The organism is Cohnella sp. SGD-V74, assembly GCF_003001675.1.
In the GTDB taxonomy this organism is placed as follows: Bacteria; Bacillota; Bacilli; order Paenibacillales; family Paenibacillaceae; genus Cohnella.
In genome coordinates, this window is record NZ_PVYW01000002.1 from 1 (window position 1) to 26,998 (window position 26,998).

General features: G+C 58.4%; 13 protein-coding genes and 2 pseudogenes. 9 read left to right on the plus strand and 6 right to left on the minus strand.

The genetic code is table 11. The annotated features are described in order from the left end of the window. Positions 1-355: 355 nt before the first annotated feature. Positions 356-760, minus strand: a pseudogene (mgsA, locus tag B0G52_RS02840) (methylglyoxal synthase); the annotation flags it as partial. A 289-nt stretch (positions 761-1,049) separates the two neighbouring features. On the opposite strand from mgsA, the gene B0G52_RS02845 reads away from it, so the two are divergent. The 5 genes and pseudogenes from B0G52_RS02845 (at position 1,050) to B0G52_RS36560 (ending at position 8,932) form a co-directional block, all read left to right on the plus strand. Further along, the gene (locus B0G52_RS02845; RefSeq protein ID WP_094042021.1) at positions 1,050-2,219 is read left to right on the plus strand and encodes a M20 family metallopeptidase; all 1,170 of its coding nucleotides are present in this window, start codon (positions 1,050-1,052) and stop codon (positions 2,217-2,219) included. A 410-nt stretch (positions 2,220-2,629) separates the two neighbouring features. Next, positions 2,630-6,277 (plus strand): glycosyl hydrolase family 18 protein, encoded by a 3,648-nt coding sequence (locus B0G52_RS02850; protein WP_158223550.1) that lies wholly within the window; start codon positions 2,630-2,632, stop codon positions 6,275-6,277. Positions 6,278-6,457: 180 nt separating this feature from the next. Further along, a complete protein-coding gene (locus tag B0G52_RS02855; RefSeq protein WP_094042023.1) occupies positions 6,458-8,191 on the plus strand; it encodes a methyl-accepting chemotaxis protein in 1,734 nt (577 codons plus the stop codon). Between the two features lie 132 nt (positions 8,192-8,323). Beyond that, positions 8,324-8,755: pseudogene (locus B0G52_RS36525) on the plus strand (NucA/NucB deoxyribonuclease domain-containing protein); the annotation flags it as partial. Next, the gene (locus B0G52_RS36560) at positions 8,741-8,932 is read left to right on the plus strand and encodes an excalibur calcium-binding domain-containing protein (RefSeq protein WP_255407488.1); all 192 of its coding nucleotides are present in this window, start codon (positions 8,741-8,743) and stop codon (positions 8,930-8,932) included. The pseudogene B0G52_RS36525 and the gene B0G52_RS36560, both read left to right, overlap by 15 nt. Before the next feature lie 175 nt (positions 8,933-9,107). Here the strand turns inward: B0G52_RS36560 and B0G52_RS02865 are convergent, their stop codons facing one another. Then, the gene (locus tag B0G52_RS02865; RefSeq protein WP_158223551.1) at positions 9,108-13,658 is read right to left on the minus strand and encodes a family 10 glycosylhydrolase; all 4,551 of its coding nucleotides are present in this window, start codon (positions 13,656-13,658) and stop codon (positions 9,108-9,110) included. A 408-nt stretch (positions 13,659-14,066) separates the two neighbouring features. Here B0G52_RS02865 and B0G52_RS02870 point away from each other — a divergent pair, with 408 nt between their 5' ends. Then, positions 14,067-16,190 (plus strand): sensor histidine kinase, encoded by a 2,124-nt coding sequence (locus B0G52_RS02870; protein WP_094042025.1) that lies wholly within the window; start codon positions 14,067-14,069, stop codon positions 16,188-16,190. Further along, entirely contained in the window at positions 16,144-16,812 is a 669-nt protein-coding gene (locus B0G52_RS02875; protein WP_233162312.1) for a response regulator transcription factor, read from the plus strand. The genes B0G52_RS02870 and B0G52_RS02875 overlap by 47 nt, the downstream gene beginning before the upstream one ends. A 13-nt stretch (positions 16,813-16,825) precedes the next feature. Here the strand turns inward: B0G52_RS02875 and B0G52_RS02880 are convergent, their stop codons facing one another. The 4 genes from B0G52_RS02880 to B0G52_RS02895 form a co-directional block, all read right to left on the minus strand. Next, entirely contained in the window at positions 16,826-17,716 is an 891-nt protein-coding gene (locus B0G52_RS02880) for a sensor histidine kinase (protein ID WP_233162375.1), read from the minus strand. Between the two features lie 194 nt (positions 17,717-17,910). Continuing rightward, positions 17,911-18,252: a hypothetical protein gene (locus tag B0G52_RS02885; RefSeq protein ID WP_094042027.1), complete on the minus strand. Its 342-nt coding sequence runs from the start codon at positions 18,250-18,252 to the stop codon at positions 17,911-17,913. Between the two features lie 37 nt (positions 18,253-18,289). Then, positions 18,290-18,775, minus strand: a complete 486-nt coding sequence (locus B0G52_RS02890) for a hypothetical protein (protein WP_094042028.1) — start codon at positions 18,773-18,775, stop codon at positions 18,290-18,292. A 30-nt stretch (positions 18,776-18,805) separates the two neighbouring features. Then, positions 18,806-20,071, minus strand: coding sequence for a stalk domain-containing protein (locus B0G52_RS02895; protein ID WP_158223553.1), 1,266 nt, complete (start codon positions 20,069-20,071; stop codon positions 18,806-18,808). Between the two features lie 327 nt (positions 20,072-20,398). Here B0G52_RS02895 and B0G52_RS02900 point away from each other — a divergent pair, with 327 nt between their 5' ends. Next, positions 20,399-20,758, plus strand: coding sequence for a zinc ribbon domain-containing protein (locus B0G52_RS02900; protein ID WP_094042030.1), 360 nt, complete (start codon positions 20,399-20,401; stop codon positions 20,756-20,758). Between the two features lie 24 nt (positions 20,759-20,782). Continuing rightward, on the plus strand, positions 20,783-26,944 hold the full coding sequence (locus B0G52_RS02905; RefSeq protein ID WP_094042031.1) for a vWA domain-containing protein: 6,162 nt from the start codon (positions 20,783-20,785) through the stop codon (positions 26,942-26,944). The last annotated feature ends 54 nt before the right edge of the window (positions 26,945-26,998 follow it).

A 26,998-nucleotide genomic window follows, 5' to 3' on the forward strand; every position in this document is an offset into this window, starting at 1 on the left:
CAATCGTTGCCGAACACGTGCCGAATGCATCAGTCTTAATACTTAGCCTACGCCAGCTCCCACTGATCTCAAGGTGGGGGCTATTTGACGCTTACCTCTAAGCCTGCCCACAGTTTACTCAAGAAGGCAGCTATATAGATCAGAAATGGCGATGCGGGGATGAACTCCCTCAGCATCGCCATTTCTTTACTTTCCCAGATTTATTGTGCAGTGAGCGAACCTACTCTTTTGTGACAACTTCCTCTTGCGAAGGCTTGGAGAAAGCGATTCAGTTGCCCTCGGCGGCAACTGGTCTGTCACCTGCGGCAGCCACAGGTTTGGCGGCAGACTTTTCCTTGCGGCCCGCGATGTTGACGGGTTGATTCTGGTGAATGATATCGCGCCAGCTGAAATCCCCTCTTTCCAAGGCGCGGATCAGCAGCTCGGCGGTTGCCATGTTGGTCGCAACCGGGATGCCGTACACGTCGCAAAGCCTTAGCAGCGCAGTAATATCCGGCTCGTGTGGTTGAGCGACGAGAGGGTCGCGGAAGAAGAGAAGCAGATCAAGCTCATTCTGCGCGATCATCGCCCCGAGCTGCTGATCTCCGCCGAGCGGTCCGGATTTGAAACGAAAGATCGACAAGCCCGTGTTCTCCATAATCCGCTTGCCGGTCGTTCCCGTCGAGAAGAGCCGATGATGCTGGAACAAGTGTTGATAGGCAATCGCGAAATTGACCAATTCCTCTTTCTTCTGATCGTGGGCAACGAAAGCAATGTTCATGGCAATCACGCTCCGGCTTCATTTTATATGTAAGTAAATATAACATAAAACTAACTATATTGCAGATAAATCGATAAAACCCACAATAAACCATCAATATATGTAATTATAAATAACATATACATAACGCGTTTTTCTGCGTTTCGCCCACCTTAAAGCGATAGGACACCGTCCCGCCCGGAGCGCAGAATTCTGGCGTTTCTGCTCTTAGTGCGTTATTCTGAAATTGCCTATCGAAGGCGAAGAATGCCGATGACCGGCATCTCAAACAGGCAAAGGAGATCTACCCATGACCGAACTGAAAACCGTCATTCACGACCATATACAAGCCTATTCCGGCCGTCTTAAGGAGATTGCGGCGTTCATCGGAGCGCATCCGGAGCTGGGCCACGAGGAGAAGCAGGCGTCCGCCCTGCTCTCGTCCGAGCTGGAATCGCTCGGCTATCGCGTCGAGCGCGGCGTGCTCGGACTCGCGACCGCGTTCATCGCGGAATATGATTCCGGGACGAACGGGCCGACGATCGGCTTGCTTGCCGAATACGACGCGCTGCCGGAAATCGGCCATGCGTGCGGCCATCATCTGATCTGCACGATGGCGCTCGGCGCGGCGTCGGGTTTAAGAGCGATCGCCGACCGGACAGGCGGCAAGATCCGCGTCTACGGCACGCCAGCGGAAGAGACGAAGGGCGCCAAGGTGGACATGGCCGCCGCCGGTCTGTTCGACGATTGCGACATCGCGATTATGGCGCATCCGTATCACAGCTACGAACGTTCGGGCTCGTCGCTCGCAATCGACGCGCTGCAGTTCGAGTATCGCGGCAAAGCAGCTCATGCCGCGGCCAATCCGGAGCTCGGCATCAATGCGCTCGACGCCGTCATTCAGCTGTTCAACTCGGTCAACGCCCTGCGCCAGCAAACCCGCAGCGACGCCCGCATTCACGGCATTATCTCGCAGGGAGGACAGGCGCCTAACATGATTCCGGATTACGCCGAAGCCCGCTTCTACGTCCGCGGCGCGACGCGCGCCTATACCGACGAGCTCGTTCGCAAGGTCAGAGCCTGCGCCGAGGCGGCCGCGATCGCGACGGGCTGCTCGCTGAACGTGAGCAATTACGAATATTCCTACGACGAGCTGCGGACGAACGCAGCTTTGTCCGGCGCCTTTACGGCGAATTTGATCGCAAGCGGCATCCCCGAGGATCAAATCGTGCACGGCCACGACAACGGCTCCCTCGATCTGGGCAACGTCAGCCTGCGCTGCCCGGCCGCGCATCCGTACATTAAAGTCGTCGACGAGCCTTACCAGCTGCACACGATCGAATTCCGGGACGCGGCGCAGACCGATCGGGCATACGAAGCGATGGTGTTCGGAGCGACGATGCTCGCCTATACCGGCTGCGACGTACTGACGGACGCTTCGCTGCTGAAGCGGATCAGGGAAGAGTTCGCGCGACGCTGATCCGGCGAGTTTTGTCGAAGCCGGATTGCCCTTTTTTCGAAGCTGAACGCTAACAGAGGATCCAACAAATGAACGGCCAAGAGGCGGATGCGGTGCGCATCGCTCCTTTTCGGCCGTTTTTTTCTGGTCTGCGAGCGGATTGAGCGCTTCTTATCGGAATGAACACGCGAATCTATAAAAAATCGTTGTTTTCTCCTCTCGTTTTCGTTCGTCCGGTCATTTACAATCTCTCATGCTTACGGGAAACGAACAGAAGCCCGCCCCCGAAGCCTACGACGACAACGAACGAGACTGCATTCAGCGGCACAGCATCCCGACGCTCGAAACGAGGAGGTGGCTGTCGAAAAATCTGTAAGCGCTTACAATATTTAATCTCGTTAATTCCCATTAAGAGAGGAGCAATTGGCGTTATGGTCTACGGCAACTACCGCCTGAAAATGACGGCACTGATACTGAGCTTCGTTCTACTCGTCTCTTCCGCTCTCCCTTTTTTGTCCGCAACCCCGGCTTCCGCGGAAGAAAATACGGCTTTGCAGAGTCTGCGGGTGCTCGACGTCGAAACCGATCCGAACGATGGCATCAAACACGATAAGGTCACGTTGACCTGGGATTTGATGGACGGCATCACCCCGGACGACGGCTACAACGTTTACTTCGGCGGCGGCGGCTACATAAGATGGATCGCCGGCCCGCCCGTTGAAGTAGGCGGATTGCAGCCCGAAACCGAGTATTCCTTCTACATTTCCCCCGGGAAAACCGGCCTGAAAAGCAACGTCGTCACGATAACGACAGAGGCGGCCGATCCCAACTCGATTCCGAAGGCGCCGCTGCTGCCTCCGCACAATCTGCGGATAACGGACGTGACGGAAACCGGTCTCACGTTGAACTGGGACGGCTCGCCCGAAGCGAACGGTTATGACGTGTACATTAACGGAGACTGGAAGGCCGGCGTATGGGACGGCTCCAACAGCTTCACGTTTCCCGTTGCGGAAGCGACCGTGACCGGCGCCGTCTATTCGTTTGCGGTCGCGGCTCAGAAGCTCCCGGACAAATCCGGTCTCAGCAACGCCGTCACCTTGACGTGGGGACAGCTTGAAGCGCCGCGAGACGTCCAGGTCGTCACGGCAACGAAGACAACCGTCGCGCTCGGCTGGGCCCCCTCGCCCGGGGCAACCTCTTACGAGGTGTATCGAGACGGCGTTCTTGCCGGAACGAGCGCGAGCAATCGGTTCGTCGCTGCCGGACTGACCGAGGGCCAGACCTATGCGTTCAAGGTCGTCGCCAAGAACAAGCTATGGACTTCGCCGGATAGCGCCAGCGTCAGCGTCAAGCCGGGAAGCCGGTACAACATCATCACCTACTATACGTCATGGTCCGTATATGAACGCAACTTCATGCCTGAGGATATCGATGTCGCACAATTAACTCATATTAACTACGCCTTCTCCGATCTTTGCTGGAATGGTTTTTCCTCGGGCGGACGGCCTTGTACGGTCGACAGCATCAAGCTGCAGAAGGAGTACGTCCACAATGGGGAGATGATCATCGGCGATGCGGAGGTCGATATTGGCAACTTCGCGAAACTGAACGCCCGTAAAACCGAAAATCCCAATCTGAAGCTGCTCGTCTCGGTAGGCGGCTGGTCGTGGTCCGACCATTTCTCCCGCGTGGCGATGGAAGAGCAAACCCGGAGGGCGTTCGCCAACTCTGTCGTCGACTTCCTGCGAGAGTACGATCTCGATGGCATCGACGTCGATTGGGAGTATCCGGTCGAAGGCGGCGAGGAGTCCAATTCGCGAAGTCCGCTTGATCGGGAGAACTTCACGTTGCTGATGAAGGTCGTGCGCGAAGCGCTCGACGCCGCCGGTTCTGTGGACGGCAAATACTACTTGCTGACCATCGCCTCCTCGCAATCGGACGCTTTCGTCGTGAACGCCGACCTGGCCCGATCGACGGCTTATCTCGACTTCATCAACATCATGACGTACGATTACGCGGGCGATTGGGAGCAGCTCGCCCATCATAACGCGCCGCTCTACTACGACAAGAATCATCCGAAAGTTTCCGGTCCGCGGCTGAACGTCGCCGGGGGTGTCGCAGGACACTTGAACGGAGGCGTTCCAAGCTACAAGCTGGTGCTCGGTGTGCCGTTCTACGGTCCGGGATGGCTGAATTGCCCTCCGCCCGGACAGTTCCAAGCCTGCGCAGGCGGCTCTGTTCCTCCTGGCGAGACGTTCGGCACTTACGAGCCGTTCACATTCGACTATACCGATCTGGAAGAAAACTATATTGATAAGAACGGATACGTAAAGCATTGGAATGACGCCGCGAAGGTTCCCTACTTGTACAACGAGGAGAAGCAGCGCTTCATCTCTTACGACGACGCAGAGTCGCTTCTATACAAAGCAGCCCTCGTCAGAACGTTGGACCTGGCCGGCACGATGAGCTGGGATATCAGCAGCGACCGCAACCGGACGCTGACGACCGCGCTCGTCCGAGAACTGCCGATCGACGGAGCGACGGCCGCCTCGGGCCTCGCCGCACCCGCAAATCTGAAGGCGCTATCCGCCGGAACGACCTCGGCGACGATTGCATGGGACGCGTCTGCGGGAGCTTCCGGCTATGACATATTTGCCGACCGCGCATGGCTTGGCTATACGACGGACACGTCTTTCCGCCTGACCGGCCTGGCTTCCAGAACGGGCTACGACGTTCAAGTGGTCGCCGTCGCCAAAGACGACGGTCGCGCTACAGCCGTATCCCCGGGCAGCTTCTTGCGCCTTACGACGGCATCGCCGTCTTCCGGAGGTGGCGGAGGGGGAGGCGGTGGAGCGCCCGAGCCGGACACGAGCGGCATCGGCGATCCTGCGGCGAACAGGCTGAAGCCGACGACAAAGCTGGAAGGCGGCAAAGCGACGGTCAGCTTAAACACGGAAGACGCGGTGAAGTCGATCAAAGAAGCGAAATCGGCGAAGACGCAAATCATCGTCGTCACCGACGCGGCCGCGGTAGAAACCGTCATCGCCAAAGAGATCCTGCAAGCAATCGCAGACAGAGGAGCTTCGGGCATTCTGTCCCTGATCGTGAACGGAGTGGAATTCAGCCTTCCGATTCAGGCGCTGAAGCTCGGCGAAGGTGTCGCCAGCGTGCGCATCACCATTCAACCGCCTGATCAAGCAGCGGCGGACGCCTTCCGCGCAGCCGCCAAGAGCAATGGCGCCCAAGTGCTTGCCGGCCCGCTCGACTTCAAGGTCGAAGCGCTCTCTTCCGGGAACGCGGCTTCCGCCCTGGACGACTTCGGCCCCGTCTATGTCAGCCGGTTCTTCGAGCTGAACGCGGAAGCCCAAGTCGATCCCGCGCTGGCAACCGGGGTTCTGTACGATCCCGACAAGCAGTCGTACCGCCATGTGCCCACTCTGTTCATAGTGCATGAAGACGGATCGGCGTCGGCGGAGCTGAAGCGCCCGGGCAACAGCATTTACGCGATCGTCCAGAGCGCTCCGAGCTTCCTCGACTGGAATGTCGCATGGGCCAGAGAAGACATCCGGCAAGCCGCCGCCAAAGGCATCGCCTTCGGAGACAACGCCCGCGTCTTCGGAGCGAAGCGGGACATTACCCGCGGCGAGCTGGTCGCGATCATCGTGAACGGGCTGGGAATCTCGCCCGGTTCCCACAGCTCGCCGTTCAAGGACGTCGATGCGAACACGCCGTTCGCGCCAGAGATTATCGCCGCTTGGAAGCTCGGCATTATTAATGGAAAATCGGCCGACCGCTTCGATCCCGAAGGGCTGATCACCCGACAAGAGCTGTCCGCCGTACTGGAGCAGGCGATGGCGTTCGCCGGCGCCGAGAACGCGGCTTCCGAGAGCGCGCTGGCTCCGTTCGCCGACCGTTCCTCCATTGCGCCGTACGCCCGATCTTCAATGGCGCTGATGGTCGAGCAGCGCATATTAAACGGCGTCTCGGCGACGAAGCTCGCTCCGCAAGGCACGGTGACCAAAGCCCAGGCTACCGTCTCGGTTATGAGAATGCTTCGGGCGCTTAAGCTGACCGATTAACCTCCTTCCTCCGCATCCGGCCTCTCTTCCATCCGGGTTCATCCCGGCGGAGGAGAGGTTTCTTCTAATTTTTCTAACATTGTGTGAAATACCGCCAACGCTATCTACATTTGCCTACATTTTCGCCGATATATGTCATATCAGCATTCGACGATCTACTAACAAGGAGACCAGGCCACTATGCTCAACAACGTTTCGATTCGCATCAAACTGCTCGTATTGCTCCTCATCCCCCTGATTTTGTTCGCCGTGACGGGGATTTATTTGCTGGAGCTGAATTCATCCAACATTAACAGGCTGAAAACCTCCCTGTTCACGACAAGCAATCAATCGATTACGCTCGTACTCAACTCCGATAGGGATATGTACCAGGCATTGGCGGCCTATCAGCGGTTAAGCTCTCCGTTCGTCTCCGCAGAAGACAAGGAGCAGGCGAAAGCCGACTTCTCCGAGAACGTTCAGCAAACGAACGACCGCATCGCCCAGGCGCTGCGGATCGTGACGGAGCACGGCATCGCCGATAGGACTCACCCGGACAGCGGCAAATCGATTAACGATACGATTACGGAGATGGACCTCCATTTTAACGAGTGGGTCAAGCTGGCTGAAGCCCAATTCCAAGCCGGCGACTACTCGATCGAAAAGGAAGCGAAGCTGCTGGCGGAATTCGACGAGGCCCGCGGCAACATCAACGATTTCGGAGAAATACTGGAGATTTACGCCGAACAGGAAGTGGATGCGGTAACCGCCGAGAACGCCTCGACGACTACGTCCACCTACATTATTTTGATCGTGGAATGGATCTTGCTCATCACCCTGGGACTGCTCGTGATTCGCAAGCTAAGCCGTACCGTATCCCTCGTGCAAGCGAAAACGCAACAAGTCGCCGCCGGAGATCTAAACTTCACGCCTCAAGCCAAATACGACAAAGACGAGCTGGGGCAGATTCTATTCTCGGTCGACGGCATGATCGCCAAGATGCGCGAACTGATCGGGGCCATCGCCGACAACAGCCGCCAAGTCGCCGCCGCGTCGGAAGAATTGGCCCACAGCGCCAAGGAATCAGCGGACGCCGCCTCCCATGTGGCGGAAAATATTCAACAGGTGACGACGCTCGTCGAAACCCAGTCCTCGATCGCGCGCGAATCGACCGTCGCGATGGAAGAGATGGCGGTCGGCGTGCAGAAGATCGCCGAAAGCACGAACGTCATTTCCGACCATTCCCAACAGACAAACACGATGGCCGATGAAGGAACCGTGCTGCTGGCCAGGATGAAGGAACAAATGGAACGGATGGCCGGCACGATCGGCGATCTGAGTCGAAGCGTTGCCGTGCTGAGCGAGAAGTCGGACAAGATCGGCGAGATTACGGACAAGATTACGACGATCGCCAACCAGACCGGCATTCTGTCGCTCAACGCCTCGATCGAAGCGGCCCGGGCCGGCGAGCACGGCAAAGGCTTCGCCGTCGTCGCTCAGGAAATCCGTAAGCTGGCGGCCGTTTCCCTCGAATCGGCTCAGCATATCAACCAATTGATCGGGGATACCCGCGGCGAGATCGCGCTCGCCTCCGAATACATGAACGTTACGGTGACCAACAGCGACGAAGGCTCCGCTGCACTGGGCGAAGTGGCGCACGGATTCGAAGTGATCGCCGAATCGATCAAGCAGGTCGCCCGGCAGCTTCACGACACGTCCGCAATTACCGAGCAGATGTCGGCGAGCTCCGAGGAAGTGTCCGCCAGCATGGAGCAATCCTCCTCTTCCGCCCGGGAAATCTCGGACAAGGCGCAGAGCGTCGCGGCGGCGACGGAGGAACAGCTCGCGCTCGTCGAGAATATCGCCTACGCGTCCGAGCGGCTGCAATCCATCGTGGACGAATTGAACAAATCGGTACGCTACTTCAAGCTGTAGCCGGGAATCGCCGGGCGCTATTCGATCAGCCTTGCGAATAATCTTTGACACAATTCGATTCCTGGCATAGAATTCCTATATAACCCGAACGCAAACATAAGTTCGGCTGTAACGAATGAAGGAGCGACATCTTTGAAACGACGGCTTATTCCTTTCCTTCTTGTCCTCGTCCTGGTTGCGACCGGGTGCGCACTGGCGCAGAAGCCCCTTGCCGACGCGCCGCGGCAGACGGAGCACGACGATTACGACTACGAGCTGATCTTTCCAAGCGACGACTATCCCGAAACGGCGCTGCACATTCTCGGGGCGATCGAGCAAGGGTATTCCGACGTATGCACGATCGACCGCGGCGGGGCGGAAGAGAACCGCAAGCAATCGCTGGCCGGAATAGAGACGCGCTCGGGCTACGACCGCGACGAATGGCCGATGGCGATGTGCGAGGAAGGCGGAGCGGGCGCAAGCGTCGCCTACATCGATGCCAGCGACAACCGGGGAGCCGGCAGCTGGGTCGGGCATCAGCTGTCGGCCTATGAAGACGGCACGAAAATTTTGTTTATCGTAGAGAAACCCAAAGTTCTGTTTCCGAACCAGCCGGCAACCGCGGCTCCGGCCGGCAACAACGAGGTTCGCTATCCCAATTGCGCCGCCGTGCGCGAGGCGGGCAAAGCGCCTCTGCGCAAGGGAGATCCCGGCTACTCCGCTAAATTGGACCGGGACGGCGACGGCGTCGCTTGCGAATAGAACGACCAAAGGTGCACCTCACCTCCTTCGTCGGGCAAATTGCCCGCAGGAGACGGGTGCACCTTTATTTGCGATTCAGGACAGAATGTATAAAATCCGCTATTCTTATCTGAATCGTCTCCGACAAAACACCTTCATCGTCCAGGGGACGCTGAAGGCGTTTTTGCTTGATTCGCTATTTCTTCAGCGCCTCCAGCAGATTGACCATCAGCTGGGCGCTCTCCGCGCGCGTCGTCGGCTTGGCCGGATTAAACTTGTTGTTCCCGCTGCCGCGAAGCAAGCCTGCCCGTACGGCCGCGTCGACCGACTCCGCGGCCCAGGCGCTGATCTCTCCGCCGTCGCCGAACTGCGGCCTGGGCGCGCTTGCCGCTCCGGAGCCGCCGCCGGCTGCGCGATACGCGTTCACGAGCATGACGGCCATCTCTTCCCTCGTAATGGCCGCGTTCGGATTGAACTTGCCGCTGCCCGAGCCGCGCACGATGCCCGCCTTGACGGCGGCCGCGACTTCATCGGCATACCAGTCGTCCGCCTTCACATCGGCGAAAGCCGCTCCTTCCCCCGCCGGCAGCCGCAGCAGCCGAACGAGCAGCGCGACCAATTCGCCGCGGGTGACGGCTCGATCCGGAGAGAATGTTCCGTCCGGCAGCCCCGTAATGACGTGAAGTGCCGCCATGTCCTTAATCGCTTCGCCAGCCCAGTGGTTCGCCCGAATATCCGGGAACTGCTTGTTGTACGCGATCGCGCCGAACCTGCCCGATCGGTCGATCTCGGCGACGATGCGCCCGTCGTCCGTCAAGCGTCCTCCCGCGTAGACCGGAGCGCCGTTATCGACGAGACGGTACACGCCGACTCGCACCGGCTTGGCGCCTTTCGGCAGCTCCAGCGTCAAGGTGAGCGGCTCGGCGAACCGTTCCAGCTCGGTTATGCCGCCGTCTTTCGCCGCCGCGAAGATGCGAACTTCCACGATCCGATTCCCGGACAGCGCCGCTCCCGCCAACCGCTGCGAGCTTTGCAGCAGCTTGGTCGCGTCTCCATCGGCAAGAGGACGCCCTTCGATGGCGATCGTCAGATCCTTGCCCGCCGCGTTCGCAGCGAGCTTCGCCGCCTCTCTCAGCAACGAAGCCGGCACGGATACCGTCGCTCCGTCGAACTCGATGCTCAGCAAGCCTTGCTCGCCCAGCCGGTCGCCCGCGTCTCCCGGCAATTGCACCTGTGTCTTGCCCTCTCCCGCCGCCAGGCTCAGCTTTCCTCCGACCGCCTTTTCCAGTTCATCGCCGGTCACGACTCGGGCATCCTTCGATACGACAGACGGAGTCGCAGGCGTTCCGCCGCTCGGACTTCCCCCCGAGCCTCCCGAAGCGTCCGCCGCCTGGACGTTCATCGTATAGGACGCGCTGAGCCCCTCGTATTCGGCGGTAATGACGGCGGTTCCCGCAGCCAACGCCTTGATCAGACCGGTACTGCCGACGGTGGCGATCCGCTCGTTCGAACTGGTGAAAACAACTCCGGAAGCGATCTCTTCCCGGTCTCCCATGCTCGTCAAAGCAAACACTCGAACTTGCTGCGTCCCCGGTACTTTCATACCCGTTAACGGCCCCAGCTCGATCGCTTCGATTCGAACGGAAGGCTCTGATATCGAAGCGCTTAATCCGCTCTCGCGATGCAGGCGGTTAACCGCGGATACCGCATACGTGTACTCCTGCCATTCCATCGCGGTGTTGTCCGTATAGAGCTGAAGCTCGCCTTCGCTCCGTCTGACCGTCGCCAGCAAATGCGACGAATCGCTCGGATCGGGCTTTCCCGCTCCTTGAATCCGGTATATCGCATAGTAGGCCGGCGTCTCGTCTCCGCCATCCTTCCAACCGAGCTGGCTGCCGCCGTCGACCAGCTTCAGTCCCGCGATCTCAGGAGCTTCCGGCAGCTCGACGCCCGTCATCCACGGCATATCCGGAATCAAAGCCGGACGGGAGTACATTGAGGCGACCGTATCCCTGACTCCGAGAGGGTTGGCCAGCAAATGCGACGAACTGAACATGATGCTGCCGGACACGTCCGCCCCCCGGTCGCGGTTGAACCTGAGCTGCGCGGGAAGCTGATCCGGATTCGTCCAGTTCGCGTCGACACCGACCCGGTAAGGCGCCTGACCGATGTACAGGTGGACGGCGTGCTTGCCGGAATTGTCGTTCTGCCCGTTGATCTCCTTCGTCCACCAATCGATCAGCTTCTCGTAGGCGGCCGCGGAATATCCGAAGTGCCAGTAGATTTGCGGAGCGATATAGTCGATCCAGCCTTGCTTGATCCACGTTCTCGTATCCGCGTACAGACCGTCGTAGTTTTGCTGGCCGGTCGTATCCGATCCGGTCGGATCGGTACCCTTGTTCCGCCAGATTCCGAACGGACTGATGCCGAATTTGACGTACGGCTTTAAGCCTTTGATCCCTGCATGCAGGTCTCTGACGATGTTGTTGACGTTGTTGCGACGCCAGTCCGCCAAATTCATCGCGCCGCCGCCGTCCCGGTAAGCATTGTACTCTCTGGCGTCGTTAAACTCCTCGGTGCCGGGATAAGGATAGAAATAATCGTCCATATGAATGCCGTCTACATCGTACTTTTCCACGATTTCCTTCACGCCGGCGATAATATGGTCCTTTGCCTCAGGTATGCCGGGATTGAAATACAGCTTGCCGCCGTTGGAGACGACCCAGTCGGGGTGAAGCCTGGCCGGATGCTCAGGCGCGAGCCTGGACGGATCGGCGTGCATGCTGATCCGGTACGGGTTGATCCAGGCATGGAATTCGATGTTCCGCTTATGCGCTTCCTCGATCATGAAGCCCAGCGGATCGTAGCCGTCGCTTGGCGGCTTCCCCTGCTCTCCCGTCAACCAATGCGACCATGGAAAATATTCCGACGGATAGAAAGAATCGCTCGTCGGGCGAATTTGTGTAAATACCGCATTGATACCCGTCTCCTTCAACTGGTCCAGCAATCGGATATAATCCGCCCTCTGCTTCTCGGGATCGAAGTCGGTCGCGTTCGGCCAGTCGATATTTTCGACCGTGGAAATCCAGGCTCCGCGCAGCTCCTCTTTCGGATAGGACACCGGGTTCGTCACGACGATCATCTGCCTGGCCAGCTGGCCCTCGTACGTCGCCGTAATCGACGTCGTTCCCGGCGCGGCTCCGACAATTACGCCGGTGACCGGATCGATCGACGCGATGGCCGGATTGTCGCTGGTGAACGTCGCCCCGGACGGTATTTCCTTGTAGCCTTCGACTTTGTAATCGCCGAACACTTTCGCCGTCACCGGCTCCCCTCCGACGATTGCGGAGAACACGCCGCGAATTTCAATCGTCTTCAGCTCGCCGGCTTTCGCCTCCAGCGTATAGCTTCGGGATACGCCTCTATACGTCGCCGTAATCTCGATATGGCCGACCGCCGCGGCCTGAATCGTTCGCCCGCTCACATGAGCGACGGGATTGCCAAGCTCCGCGGTAAATATCGTTTGGTCAGAGATGTCCACCGGCTCAGCGCCGTTAAACACGGCGTACGCCTTCAACAATCCGGTTTCCGTCAACACCATCGATGTCGGCCCTTCGATCTGCACCTCGTCCGGAACCGCCTCGTTGTCGGATACGACCAAGCGATACACGGCCGGATATCTCTCGTTGTACACAGCTGTCAACTCCGTTTCTCCTGCATGATGCGCCGTGATGATTCCGTTCCCGTCAACGGTGGCGACGTTCTCGTCGCTGCTCGAATACGTCAGGCCGCCGATTGCCGACTGAGGCTCCGCGTCATTCTTGCGCGTCGCCAGCACTCTCCCGGCTCGCGTCTCTCCGACCGTCATCGGCGCCACGTTCGCCCACTCCAACGCGAACAGATCGGTATTTTCGTACAGTACGCTTAATTCGTCGACATAGATTTTCCCCGAGCTCTTCGTGCCCGTCTCCACCACGTAAATAAAGTTAAGCTTCATCGGAGATGCGACAGTCGGCGGAATATCCGCGGTCACGTACTTCCAGCCGTTGATGACCGAAGCGGCGGCGTTGAAGTCTATCGTTACCCCGGCTTGCCCCGCTCCCTGCACTTGACCGCGAATCCAGTGCGCCTTGTCTTCCCCGTAAATCCAGAAGCCGATCTTCGCAGGCGCGCCGGGAATATCCCGGCCGTCCGCTCCCAGCGTATTTCTGAACCGTATGTACGCCGCCGAAGTTCCGGACATCCCGAGAAAATCGTATTCCAGCTTCGCCGACTTCGAGCCGTACTTGACCGGCTCGGGACGCGAGGCTTGCGTCAGCACGTTGGCATTGGCCTGAGCGCCCGTGGCCCGCAAATCGGTTATGTCCTCGAAGTCCTCGAAGACGAGCTTCCAGCCTGCGCCGGGAGCAGCCAGCGGTTCAGCTAGCGGTATAAGCGGTGTTAACTCGTCGAACGGATCGCTTTCGTCAGGCGGTTGGTCCGGCTCCAGCTCTGTCCGGCCTTCCGAATCGTTCCCCTGCGACTCCTCGTCCGAATCCGGAAGGGGATGCTCCCCCTCCTCTCCGTCCTCACCTGGCGGGGTTTCCCCATTCGGGTGATCGACCTCCACAGACCCCGCCTCGGAATCCAATTGTTGTTCAGCTCCGTACGCAGGCTGCGCCGCAACAACGGTGAATACGCTTGCAATCAGGCTTATGACCAGCAATATACTTAGAGACTTGTTAAGCGAGAACAAAGAACGTGTCATACGTGCACTTCCTTCCCCTTGGATTGAAATTGCACCATGCAGCGGCTTTCTTTTACGCTCCGGCGTGTCCCTCCCCCGATCCATTTTAAAAATAAAGTTTCAGGAAATAATGTATTTTTAGAAACTTTATTATTTTCAACACTCAGTATAGAAGTTTTTGCGGAAAAGTAAATACCTAATTTATCGCGCGACATCGCGGTCAAACGCCGTCGATTCCTGTAAATGCGCGGTGTCGATTGCACGGGTTGACATCGCTTGCGAACAGATCTCCCAGCTCAACTTCCCGGCGTTCAGCTTTCCGCCGAAGAAAGTTTCCCGGGTCGGCCGGGAATTGCCCGCTTTTCCCGCGACCGCACGAAATCCCTATGATACACTAGCATCAAATGGACTTTTGCGAGGAACTCGGACATGGGAATTCATCCTTCTCGGGCAAGCAAGCTCTATCGTAATGCGGGGCTGCATGCGCTCTGGTGGGCGCTGCTTGCGGCCTCCTTCGTCGTCTCCGTCTCCAGCCACGGACTGGGAGTCGGCATCTACACCACCTCCTGCGGGGACGCGCCCTGCACGTATCTTCAGTTAAAGTCCGCCCAACTCCAACAGTTGGAGGAAGTCGGAATCAGCCCAGATCTGTACGGCAGCCTGATCTTTATTTTGCTGGCGCTTCAAAACTTGAGCTTCTGGGTCGTCGGGCTGCTGCTGTACCGGTACGGCCGGAAGGATCTATATTGCGTAACGGCCTCCATCGCGCTCATCGTGACCGGCACGATCTTCAGCGCGAACGACGAGCTGTTCGGGAGCTATCCGTTTCTCGTCAAGGCGTTCGAGGGGCTCAATATTCTGGGAGCCTCCTACCTCTTCTTCCTGCTGCTGTTTCCCGAAGGACGATTCAGGCCGCGTTGGACGGCCGTTCTCGCCTGGCTCTGGGTCGCCCATCTGCTCCTCAATCTCGTCCCGCCTTATTTGTTCGGCGTGCAGCTGCTGCCGATTCCTTCCGCATGGACCTACGGGTTCATCGCCGTCGCGCACGTTCTGACCTTCGTCGTGCTCGTCTATCGCTATTCCCGGGAGACCTCGGCCGGAACGCAGCGTCAGCTGCGCTGGCTGTTGACGAGCCTGTGCGTCTACGTGGCTGCCGGCATCCTCGGCAACGTCGCTTCGCTGTTCGGAGAAGACGGGCACGGGTTCGCCAGAATGCTCGTGCAGATCGCGGTCTATTCCAGCCTGATGTTCGTCCCCTTCTCCATTGGCGTAATCGTGCTGGAACGCCGTTCGAAGCATCTCCCGAACGCCTTCAACCGGACGATGGTCTATATCGTGCTGAGCGTGATTATCGTGAGCGCCTATGCCCTATTGGTCGGCACGATCGGCTACATGATCCAGGGCAAGGCGCATGCCGTCGTCACGATGCTGGCGACCGGACTGCTCGCGGTCATGTTCCAGCCCCTCAGAGCGGAAGTTCAGAGAGCGGTCAATCAACTGGTTTACGGCAAACGCGACGATCCTTACCGCATCCTCTCCAAGCTGACGGAGCAATTGGAATCTTCGTTGACGCACGCCTCGCTGCTCTCCTCCGTCGCGGAGAAAGTAGCCAGCGCGCTGCAAATTCCTTATGTCGCCATCGAAACATATTCGCAGAGCGGTATCGAACAATTGGCGGTGTACGGCGCCCCGGCCCAACATTCCGTCTCGATCGAGTTGGAAGTCAAGGGTATGTCCGTCGGACGGCTCATCCTCGGCGTTCATCGGCTGGAAGAGGCCTTGCCTCCCGGAACGCACCATATGATTGAAGATCTCGCCCGTCAGGTGAGCATCGCCGTCCAAACGCACAGCCTCACCGAAGATCTGCGCCGTTCGCGCGAACGGCTCGTGAACGCGCGCGAAGAGGAGCGCAGGCGGCTTCGCCGGGACTTGCACGACGGACTCGGCTCCTCTCTGGCCAGCATGACGCTGCATATCAACGAAGCCGTCCGCCATCACCGGGACGATCCCGAGCGATCCAGGCACGCGCTCGATCTCGTGCAGAAGCAGATGCGCGAATCGATCGACGACATCAGGCGGCTCGTCTATTCCCTTAGGCCGCCCGCATTGGACGAATTCGGACTCGCCTTCGCTTTGCAGGAGCTGTCCATGCAGGTTCAAAGCTCCTCGCTGCAGATTTCCCTGGAGGGAGCCGACCGGAAGCTCGCGCTATCGGCGGCTTCGGAAGTGGCCGTATATCGGATCGTGCAGGAGGCGCTCACGAATGTCACGCGTCATGCCCATGCGAGCAAATGCCATATCCGGCTGAACGAGGAGAACGATAGGCTCCATATCCGGATCTCGGACAACGGAAGAGGCCTGCCCGCGCATGTCAAGCCCGGCATAGGCATGCGCTCCATCCGGGAGCGCGCGGAAGAGCTCGGCGGAGTGTTCGAGCTTGAATCCGTGCCGGGAAAAGGAATGAAAATCCATGTCATCTTGCCCAACGAGGAAAGGAGAACGGACAATGAACGGAATGGAGACGGAACGGCTGCGCCTCTTGCTGGCGGATGATCATCCGATGTTTCTGGAAGGATTGGCTGCGAATCTGCAAAACGAAGAAGGGATCGAGGTAGCGGGACAAGCCGCCGACGGAAACGAGGCCGTGCGTCTGGCCGAGCTGCTGCAGCCCGACGTGATTTTAATGGATGTGAACATGCCGGGCCAGAACGGAATCGAGGCGACCCGCGAAATCATTCGAACGTCCCCGCATATCGGAATCCTGATCTTGACGATGTTCGACGACGATGCGTCCGTCTTCTCCGCCATGCGATCCGGAGCTCGCGGTTACTTGCTCAAAGGCGCGCAGAAAGAGGAGATTCTCAGGGCGATCCATGCGGTCGGCGGAGGCGAAGCGATCTTCAGCGCGACGATCGCGCGCAAAATGATGTTCTACTTCGACGCGATCGTAAACAAAGCCGAGAATGTCCAGTTCCCCCAGCTTACCGCGAGGGAACGCGAAGTGCTGCAGTGGATCGCCCGGGACATGAGCAACGTGAACATTGCCCGGAGATTGGGATTGTCGCTCAAAACCGTGCGCAACCACGTATCCAATATTTTGAGCAAGCTGCAAGCCGCCGACAGGACGCAGGCGGTCCTGATGGCCAGGGAGGCGGGAATGGGCCGCGACTCCTAAACGGAAGGCCGGTTTAACCGGCCTGCGGCAAATCGATGGACAGCTCGCAGCCGGCCGGATTGCCGTCGGCGTCGGCAGAGGAACGAATGCTTACTCTTCCGCCCAGCAGCTTCACCCGTTCGATCATTGACGACAGTCCGAAGCCGGGAACCGCGGAGCCGTAGGGCTCCCCGTCATTAACCAGCCTGAACCGAAGCCTGCCTTCGGACGCTCGCAGCGAGAAGCGCGCCTGCGAGCATCTGCCGTGACGGATGCCGTTCGTCAATCCTTCCTGCAGCGCGCTGTACAGCGCCTGCTCCGTCAGCCTGCCCCAATCCGGCGTCGCCGGAAGCGAAATATCAGCCTCGATGGCGATCTCCATCGTCTCTTCCGTACATTGAATCAGTTCGCGCAGCGCCGCCTCCAGCGGCATCGCCCGCACTCCTTCCGACCTAATCGCCTTAACCGCGCTGCGAATATCGTTTAATCCCTTCCGCGCGAGTCCGCTCAGCAATTCCAGCTTTTCGGGCGGAACACAGCCGTACTGTTCCGCCATTCTCTTCGCCCCTTCGAGCTGAATAATCGCGGCGGTCAGCGTATGCCCGACAACGTCATGGATTTCGTGCGCGATGCGGCTGCGCTCCTCCTGCACGGACATCTCGACAAGGCTTGCCGTGTTGCGGCGCACCTGCTCCAATTCCCTGCACTTATTTTGCAGTTCCTTCGCGCTGCGTTCCGCCTCCAGGCGGATCTGGCGAATATAAGCCCAAACGGCGCCAAGCCCGCCCAGGACGACGAGCAGCACAGCTGGCAGCAGGAAGGTTTGGGCGAGCGGATACGCCATGCAGGCAACCGCAAGACAGGCCAGCAAGCGCCGGCGGTCAGGCGGCTGGAGATCGCTATTCTCGTAAAAGGCCATTTTCATCACCTCGACACCATCCATCATACCGGCGTTCCGTTCCCGGTCACAAGAGTCCCGTTCCCGGCAAGGTCGGGAAATTGCCGGGAGCCGAGCGGGAATGGATCGTGCGCAAAAAGGACTGTCCCTAGGTCCGAAGGCGCGGATTGCGCTCTCTGACCGCTGACGGGACAGCCCCGATCGCCGGGTATTCGTTTCGTTTAGTGCTGGATGAGCCGGAACCCGCCGATCAGCGGAAGCGGCTTGCATCTTCCTCCGACCGCGTTCAAGATTCCGACGATCGCGAGAATGAACAAGCCCAGATTCGCGAGCGGGCCGATGATCAGCCAGCCAATGATCGGGATGATCGAGCTGACGATATTGACGGCGACCAGCGCCAGAAACAGCGTCAATCCCTGGTTGGCATGATACATGGCGAATTTCGATTGCTTGGCTGCGAGCAGCGGGACAAAAAAGAGGATGTAGGCCAATACGGCCATCGCCTTGTTGTCCGCGATATCCTTCGGTTCGGCTTGCTGTATATTCGTAGGTTCCCCGTTCATCGTCATGTTCCCTTCTTAATCGAATGATAGATTGCGATTATTGCTCGGCATCGGGCCTGTTCGAATAGACGAGAGCCCCGGTTACCGTCTTGTTATCCTCCAGATCGAGCTGCAGCATATACACGAACCTCTCCATGCCTTTCTGGAACGAATGGTTAATCGTCTTATCGGCCTCCAGCTTATGAACCTCCGAATAGCCCGCTTGTTGAGCGTAGTCGGAATACAATTTGACTATGTCCTCGAAGGGCATCTCCGTTTCGATCGTCAGCGTGACGGAATCGCTGCCGCTGATCGACGACGTGACTTGAATTTCATCCGGAATCGGGATATCGGACGGGAACAACTCCGGGATGTCCGCTTTGCCGGACAGCTTAATCTCCTCGCCGTCTTCCTTGGTGATTGTCGTCGTTCCCTGTTCCGCCTCTGTTATCGCCTTTTCAACCTTCGAGCAGCCTGTCGCCACAATCATGGCGATCAGCATGACGGCGAACAAAGCCTTGCTCCATTTTTGTCTGTTTTTCATTTTGCGCTCTCCCTCGTTTGTATTGGTCCATTACCAGGTCCATTCCTCGTTCTGATCTATGCGATTCCCATTGACATCGTAGACAGCGTCCCAGTCCCATTCATTCGGATCTTCGGCCGGCGGCTTGACGACATCGAGCTTCAGCTCAAGCTCCATTTTGTGGATTTTATTCGTGACTTTTTGAAAGCCCGCAACAACCGATTGATGAAAAGGATCATCCTGACCCGGGTTTACAACCCTGATCAGCATTTGCTGAGGTTCGGCGCCGGGAGGCGCATAGACCGCGCTTACTTTGTACTTGCCGATCGGCACGTTATGGACGCCGTAGCCGTTGTTCGACCGACTGCCCTTGCTGACGATTTTCTTGCCGGAAGTTCCGTCCAGCATTTTGTCCACCGGTTCGAGCGTCAGGGTGACATCGTCCCGGTTGGGCGGCTCAAGAACCGGATTCAGCGGGTGGATGAGATCCATCATGTAGAACAGCACCTCTCCGCTTCCGCCCGTTCCGGTCGCGCTGTCGAGCTTGACGGTAAAGTTGCGGACGGCGCCCTCGTTGCCGGCGAATGGGCTGTCGTCGTCGGGAATCAAATCAACGCTGTGCTTCACGCCCTCGTACATGACCGAAAATTCCGCATACGCCATATACGTTGCCGCCATTTTCGTCAGCTCGATCCGATACCGCCCGTTCGCGTCCGTCTTCGTCTGCGAATTGCTGTTGTACAGCAGTTGGTTGTCAATCGTGATCAAAGCGCCTTGGATCGGTTCGCCCTGCGGGTTGACGACTCTGCCTTTCACGACGTACGGCTCCGGTCGTTCGGCGCCTCCGCCTTGCGGCTGTCCGGCAGGAGCGCCCTTGCCGATCTGAATGATCGTCGTTCCGGACACCTTCGAAGGCGTCACCGTATACCCGCTGTTCTCCGACACGAATCGCAGCGGAATCATCGTGCTGCTGCGGATTGTCTGCGCCGGGACGGACAGTTTGACGGCTTTGCCGTTGACTGTGGCCGTCTGACTGCCCAGCGTCAGCTCAATCTCCACCCCTGGCTTCTTCCCCGTCGCTTTCCGATCGGCGCCGTTCCATTCGACTTTGTACCCCAGCGCTTCGAAGGTCGCACGGAAAGGCACAAGCGTCGTACCGTCGCGAATAACCGGCTGCTGGCCTTCGTATTCGAGCAGCTTGCCTTCGATATAGACCTTCACCTTGTCATCCTTCGCCATAGCGAACGAAGCGGTGCCCGCCAGGATCAGCATCAAGCTTGACAGCCACAGCAGCGTCTTGGTCGATAATTTTCTCACCCTCTCACACCCTCTCCTTTTCCGCAAGGTCACTCCGAATTCCGCGCTGGCTTCTATCGCAGCGATGTGGAACATCTTTTCAACTTTTGGCTCGATTGCACGAAATTCGTTAAAATCGTAAACCTTTTGAAAGTCATGCGCCAGTTACACGATGTCATTTTCGTTGTCATAGGGAGTCATATCGTACAAAGCCGTCCCTGGATCGCCTCCCCCCTTCCGTGCCATTCATACAAAGGTGACAAAAACAATGACAACATGTAACTAGGGGGGACCTCGGCATTCTTTTACAATGAGCATAATCAACCTTTATCTCTGGGAGGAATGGATATGAGCTTCATGGACAAAGTGAAATCGGGGTTCTCCGAGGCGGGCAGCAAAGCGAAAATCGTCGTGGAGGTCAACAAGCTCAAGCTTCAGAACAGCAACAAGCAGAAGGAGATCGAGAAGCTGTACCAGAACATCGGCCGCCTGTTTTTCCTGAACGCGGTCGGTCGGATGCCGGAAGTCGCGGAGTCGGACTATCAATCGAACGTAGCGGACATCGTGCGGCTGGAACAAGAAATCGAGGATAACCACAAACAGATCAAAACGCTTGCGAACGAAAAAGACTGCGTCTGCGGCAAAGCATCCCCTCTGGACGCCCGGTTCTGTCCGTCCTGCGGGCATACTTTTGCGGCGACGGATTAAGCGGGAACGGAGGAACGACAGTCCATGAAAAGCTTGCTTGCGAATAAGAACGCCAAGATCGCCCTTCTTCTTCTCGTCGGCGCGCTCTTGGCGTTCGGCGCTATTGCCCTGTTTGTTAGAGACAATGGGGGCTCCGGCGGCACGGCCGTCGAGTCCGTCGCTTCGGGAAAGCCCGGAAGCGCCGATGCCGTCAAAGATTTGCCCCGCAGAAAGACGTATCCGATCGGCAAGTGGGACATTGCGATCCCCTATTTGAATCCGTTCGGATCCCAGGGCAACTATCAATCCGTCGATTACACCCCCAATCAGACCCAGGAATTCAAATACGTCGATGAAGAAAATATGGAAACGTCCCGAATCACCGGCGGAGATCTATGGCAGTTGCAGGTGCAGTGGAAGGATGCGCAAGCCGACCCCTGGGAGGATCTGAGGCTGTACGTTACCGAGCTCGGAGGCAAGTTCTATATGGGCGCTTCCGAGGACAGCTGGGTGCTTCGCGCGGACGATCCGGAAGGAACCGTCTGGTGGGGAATCGCTTCGAAGAATGGCGAGGGGTATCTGCTTAAGGTTTATAAAGAGTTTCGTCTGAAGCATGGGGAGTCCGTCATCTTCCAGACGTCCGCTTACCCGAATCAGGAAATCTACTTTATGACGTCCAACGAACAGCATAAATACCAGAGTCTTAAAGTCGATCTGGCGGAAGGCCAAGTCCGGCTGGCGGGCAAAGGCTTCTATTCGCAAGGCCAATACCGCAGAGATTTGGCTTACAATCAGGAGCTGTACGCCTACAAAACAAACCATTATACGCTGGACGATATTCCGCAAGATACGTCCTCCCCCTTGCTGTGGAAGCTGACCTGGAGTCCGGACTCCGATCCGAAGGAAATCGTCTTCACGCTTGACGAAGGCGAGGACATCCGTCCGGTCAAGGACGGGGAACGGCTTGGCGCGCTTAAGGTGCGCGGGGACGCGCTGGGTCAGATCACGGTCGAAGCGCCTCCGGGAGTTACGCTGACCCATCCGGAGCTTCATCTGAAAGGCGACAAAACGCCGGAAGGAGACACGCTGTTCTGGCTTCCCTCCGGTTTCTGGAACGTCGTGGTTGAGCCGGAAAACAAAATCCCTCTCAATACAAGGCTTGTTCCCGTCAGCGCGGGAGAGATGACGGAAGTGGAGATCAAGCCGCTGCTGCAGAGCGCCTACCGGAACGACGGAATAGGCGATGCCAGCGGCGAAGAGAGCAAGCTGAAAATCGAGGAAGCCGTCGAGCTGGGCGATCAGGCACGCTTGACCTTCATGCTGCTCGATTCTCAAAATCCCAAATTTACGCCCGATATGAAGGATATCGATATTGTAGAGGGAGGCAGATCGGGCAAGCCGGTCAAGCTCGAGCGGATCGCGACGCCGCCAAGCGTCGTGCTGGCGCTGGACTCCTCCGGCTCCATGTCGAAGTCGATGGGGCAAGTGCTGGAATCCGCCCGCGCTTTTATTCAAAGACTCCCCGACAACGTCCATATCCAGGTGATCGACTTCGACTCCGAGATCCGGGTGCTGGAGGGCAGCAGCAAGAAGGAAGTGCTGGCGAATCTCGATCAAATCAAGGCGAAAGGAAATACGAAGCTGTACGATTCGGTCATCGAGGGACTGAGCCTGCTGGGCGAGAAGCAGCGGCCGACGCTGGTCGTGTTCACCGACGGCGTGGACAGCAACGCCGAGAAAGCGGGCACGGGCAGCAAGGCGAGCAAAAGCGAAGTCGAGCAAGCCGTGAAGAGCTCCGGCATTCCGATCTACTCGATCGGCTTCGGTCCGGATCACGACAACTCGACGCTGCTGGAGCTGGCCGCAATGTCGGCAGGCACGTATTATTCCGCGCAGGACGCAGCCGCATTAAACCATGTGTTCGCCGCCATTAACGACAGATTGGGCAACCGGTTCGAGCTCACCTACGAGCGGCCGAAGGAGCAGTCTCCATCCGACGTTCCGGTCATCGCCATGACGCTGGACGTGAGCGGCTCGATGGACGTCGATCCCGCTTCGGGCAACGGCGATTACCGCATCGACAAGGTCAAGCATCTGTTCCATGACTTCATCGGCCAGCTTCCGGACAATAGCCTGATGCAATTGCTCAGCTTCTCGACGGAGCTGAAGTTCGATCAGGTGTTCACCTCTCGCAAATCCGAGCTGCTGCAGGCGCTGGGCAATCTGAAGGCGGTCGGAGGAACCGACATTTTGAATTCCGTCTACGTGACGTACTATTCGTTAAAGCAAATCCCTTCCGAAAAGCGCGTCGTCGTCTATGTAACCGATGCGGCGCTTGATGTCGAAGAGGACAAAAAAGCCTTTTTCGGAGAAATGCTGAACGGGATCAAAGAAGAAGGCATCCAAGTGCTGTGGGTGGGTCTCGGAACGAGCGACAGCGAGGAAGCGTTCAAATGGGCGGCGGAAAAATCGGGAGGCAAGTACGTGATCTCGGAAGATCCGGCTGTATTGGCCAAGGCGTTCCAAGATGCGCTTGCCGAAGTTCAGAAGCGTCCTTCCAAGCAGATTCCGCTGACGCTCGCCGTCCGCAACGAATCCGCTGACGGCCTCGCCCGCATTTATTCAGACGATCAATTGGTCGATTTCCCCGTTCTGCTCGACGCAGGCGACAAGGTCGAATTTCAGACGATCGGCTTCGAGACGGGCAAGAAGGTCGCGCAATACGAGCAAGCGACGGCTGCGCTCGTCTACGGACGCGATCTGCCGAGCGAGGAGGTCAAAATCTACAAACGTCTTCCGCTGAACAGCCAGGGGAAAAACAAGGCAGTCGAATGGACGGCCCGAGAGCTTCTCTTCCTCAAAAAGCTGAAAGGCGTAGACGCGCCGACCAATCGCAGCTTTGCCGCTATCGAGATGGAGCTGACAAACGTTCATCCGGACGGAGCCGCCTATTTGATTCCGGATTTCGCCTCGCATTTCTTCATGAACGTCAACGGTGCGGGCACCTATCCGGCTTCCACGGCGACCTGGCTGACAGAGCAGCCGCTGGCGCCTCCCGGACAAGGAGACGTCACGGTCAGGAAGGGCGAGACGATTAGGGGAATGCTGGTGTTCCTCGTCCCCGACGAGAAGATAGAGCAGGCTTCCGTCCACTACTACGATATCGAACACGGCCATATGTCGCTCGCCTTGGCAGGTCCCCTGCCGAAGGAGGACCCCGACGTGCTGGCCGGCATGCCGACAAGCGCCGCGGGCAAGCTTTCGGATACGTTCGAGCTGATCCTGACGGCAGTCGGTGAAACGGATCATATCGAGAAGGTGGCGCTGACCCGCAAAACGAGCGTGTTCAAAATCGTGGAAGCTCAATTGAAATCTCTCGTTCAGGCCGATCTGAAGCTGAACCCGCAGGAGCGGTTTTATCTGAACGTCAAGACCGCCAAGGGCCCTTTCCTGATTCCCGTTCATACGGCCACCGCTCTGCTGCCTCACGGCTTGCTGCGGCCCGTCCTATTCGGTCCCGGGTCCTCCAACAAAGCCCGCCTGGCCTTCCAGACTCCGAATGCGCTGGGAACAATGCCGATGGAGCTGTGCGTCGATCTCTTCGGCGGCGCGACAGTGCTTCCGGTAAGCGGCGGTTCCGCGGCGGGCAATTCGAGTGCAAGCGGCTCGGCGGGGACATCGGACGAAGACGGCGCTGCGGCGATCCCGGGCAAGGGAGTAACGCTGACCGTCAACTCGCTGTCCCGCATTCGCGACATGGAGTCCGGCAGCGGCAACTTCGTTATCGCCGACGTGACGGTGGCCGACGAGTCCGACGGCTTCGGATCGTCCGGGTTCCGCGAGACGTTTAAGCTTGCGCCGGTTCACGCCCCGGCAGATCGCGAGGTTGCGGACCTGCAAGCGGACCCGATCACCGACGGGCTGCTGCTCGGCGTCGGCAAGGATTGGTCCGTATTCGACGGCGCCTCGCGGCGCGGGCTGCTCGTGTTCTCGATCCCTAACAATCAGGCGGATCTGAACTGGACGCTGCAATCCGACCTGTTCGTCGGTCTGAACCTTCCCGTCGGGACCGAAGTCTATTCGGAAGAAGATCTGCTCGTCAAACGGGTAGAGCCGCCTCTGGACGACAAGTTCGACGTTCAGCTCTCCGCTGCGCTGACGGATGCGATCAGCCGCCACCGTTCGCTTGAAGCCGCCAAAGCGTCGGCCAATGCCGTGCAGACAGTCGATTTCGATGCCGGTCAAGGCCGCAAAGAAGGTATTCCGGCTCCTCTGCCCATCGTTCACGGCATGCTGCAGTTGGAATCGGTCAAGACGCGGTCCGACTTCCAGACGCTGGTGGACGGACTCAGATGGCTGCCCTCCGCCGACCTGTATTCGATCTACCGCAACGCTCCGGAAGCCGTGCTGGCCCAAGGCTGGGGAACGGAAGGAGACTTGGCCAACCTGACCGGCGGCCTGCTCGCCAAGCTCGGTTACAGCCCGGCGCTTAGAGTGGTGCAGGTCACCGAGAAGGGAAGGAAAGCGCTTGAGGAACTCGGCTCGGTAGATGCGGTAAATCTGAAGCATTTGCCCGCATGGTCCTACTCCGACGAACAGGGAAAGACGAAAATCTTCGTCGTGCCGTTCATGAAGGACCTGTCGGAGCTGGACGGTCTGGCCTTCTTCCCCGGCGGTCAGGAAAGCAAGCGCATGACGTCCGCGCAAAGCACGATCAGCGTCTATTTCATGGCCGAAGCGAAAGAAGACCGGGGAGTGGGCGGCATCACCGGAGACATCGGAGGCGCGCTCGGCGGAGGAGGCAGCGACGAAGGGCCGCTCATCGAGGAAGTTCGCGTTCTGGATGCCGCGCTGGACCTTGAGCAGTTGAGCCGCGAGCCGATCGATATCCGCGCGGGCGGTTCCGGCGGCAAGTACACGGCCGTGCTGGAAAGCCAGACGCTGCAGATCGTCGGCAATCGTCTGATCGACACGAACGAACAGAAGATCGTCGGCGTGCGCATCGAGGTTCAACTGCCGAAGAAGAAGCTCGTACACGAAACGCAGCTCAAGGACGGGGAAGAGATCGCAGACATTTTCCATACGGTTGCCGTTAATCTCCCCGATCTGTCCGCCGAAGCGGCCGAAGCGCTGCAGCAGGCAGCGGGCCGAGTCCACAAGGCGACGGCGAAGCCGGATGACCACTCCGCGCTTGTGTGGTATACCCGGAGCATTCTGTATCGGATCATTGCCAATCAGACCGCCTACGAGAGAGAGCTTGCGGAAGTTCTGGACGTTACGGCAGGACGCGTCGACAAGGAACGGGTGATCTTCGTAACCGTCCGCAACGACCGGGCGAACTCGAAGCTCCGAACAAGCGTCGACCTGCAGCAGATCGCGAACCGGATTCATCGGGGGTCGGAGGAAGCCGTCCACGGCTTTCAGATCATGAGCGGCTTGTTCGCTTCCCGGCTCGAAGGCGCGGCGCTGCCGGGCGACAAGACGGATTTCATGGACGTCTGGCAGAACAGCCCGGAAAGCACGTCGCTGTTCCTGAGCCTCGGGAACAACCGGAAAGAGGATTTGATATATATGGAGGAGCATGGTTTCCCGGACGCGCTCCTTGAGCGGGCCAAAACCTCCACCGCGGCCATGCTGATCCCTAATCGACCGGCAAGCATTCAGGGCGAAAGCCGTTGGGCCTGGCTGGAGATCGACCCGGACACCTACGAGACGATCTCCGTCACCGATACGGGCGAACACGGCAGCTTCGCGGAGTACTTGATGGCGATGGAACCCGTTTCTCCGACGGGCGACGATTATATGGCTTTCATGGCCGGCGCGTTTATCGGCGTCAGCTCGTCGGTGTGGAACGTCAGCTCCTTCTCGTTAATGCTCGACGATTACGAACAAATCATCAAGGCCGCCAAAGCGTACACGTACGGCTTGGGCGAAGTTCTGAGCGGTTTTATGAGCAACAAGGATCTCCCCAAGCTCGAATACAGCATCGGCTCGCTTAAGCTGAAGATAACGGATTTCGATGAGGATAAGCTGGCCAAACAGTTCCACATTTTGAAATCGGGCAAAGCGGTAGAAGGAGCCGGCGACGTCGTAGGCTTCGGGCTCGGCTTCCAGATCGGCGCCGCTTACTACTTCGAACAAGCGGAGAAAGCCATCCAGAAGCCGACCGTCAAGAACGGACCTCCGAGCGGAGGCTCCGCCAAGTAAAACGAAAGGGATCATCCCGCAGGCAGCGATTGCGCCGCCTGTTGGGACGATCCC